1 protein-coding gene is annotated in these 1208 nt (G+C 61.9%); it reads right to left on the minus strand.

Features of this window, described 5'->3' with window-relative positions; translation table 11 throughout:
- The coding region (locus D8V06_RS25935; RefSeq protein WP_177434494.1) for an NAD-glutamate dehydrogenase domain-containing protein at positions 1–1208 on the minus strand (1208 nt) is incomplete at both ends.

The raw sequence follows: 1208 nt of genomic DNA on the forward strand, positions 1-1208 counted from the left end.
GCCTGAACCACTTCGTTCAGCAGGATCTTGATGTTCACTTCGTGGTCGGAGCAGTCCACGCCACCGGCGTTGTCGATGAAGTCGGTGTTGGAACCGCCGCCATTGAGACCGAATTCCACACGACCCAGTTGGGTCATGCCGAGGTTACCGCCCTCGCCCACGACTTTGCAGCGCAGTTCGTTGCCGTTCACGCGCAGTGCATCGTTGGCCTTGTCGCCGACATCGGCGTGGCTTTCGCTGCTGGCCTTGACGTAAGTGCCGATACCGCCGTTCCACAACAGATCCACCGGCGCCTTGAGCAAGGCGTTCAACAGTTCGGTCGGGGTCAGCTTGTCGGCCTTGATGTCGAAGCGTTCCTGCATTTGCGGGGAGATCGCGATGCTCTTCGCGCTGCGCGAGAAGATACCGCCACCTTCGGACATGATGCTGGTGTCGTAGTCCGACCAGGCCGAACGCGGCAGGTCGAACAAACGCTGACGCTCGGCGAAGCTGGTCGCCGGATTCGGGTTCGGGTCGATGAAGATGTGCAGGTGGTTGAACGCGGCGACCAGTTGCAGCTTGTCGGACATCAACAAGCCGTTACCGAACACGTCACCGGCCATGTCGCCGACGCCCACTACGGTGATGCTGTCTTGCTGGACATTGATGCCGCGTTCGCGGAAGTGACGCTGAACGCCAACCCACGCGCCCTTGGCGGTGATGCCCATTTTCTTGTGGTCGTAACCGGCAGAACCACCGGACGCGAACGCATCGCCCAGCCAGAAGCCATAGTCGATGGCGATGCCGTTGGCGATGTCGGAGAAGGTTGCAGTGCCCTTGTCCGCCGCCACCACCAGGTACGGGTCATCGTCGTCATGACGCACGACGTTGGCCGGTGGCACCAGCGCGCCGTCCTTGAGGTTGTCGGTGATGTCCAACAGACCGGAAATGAAGATGCGGTAGCACGCGATACCTTCGGCGGCGATCTCGTCACGGCTGCCGCCCAGTGGCAGGCGACGCGGCAGGAAGCCGCCCTTCGCCCCCACCGGCACGATGACCGAGTTCTTCACTTGTTGGGCTTTTACCAGGCCGAGGACTTCGGTCCGGAAGTCTTCTTCCCGGTCGGACCAGCGCAGACCGCCGCGGGCAACGTTGCCGAAGCGCAGGTGTACGCCTTCGACGCGTGGCGAGTAGACGAAGATTTCAAACTTCGGCACTGGCTTGGGCAG

The organism is Pseudomonas sp. Sample_24 (genome assembly GCF_004307605.1).
Lineage (GTDB): Bacteria > Pseudomonadota > Gammaproteobacteria > Pseudomonadales > Pseudomonadaceae > Aquipseudomonas.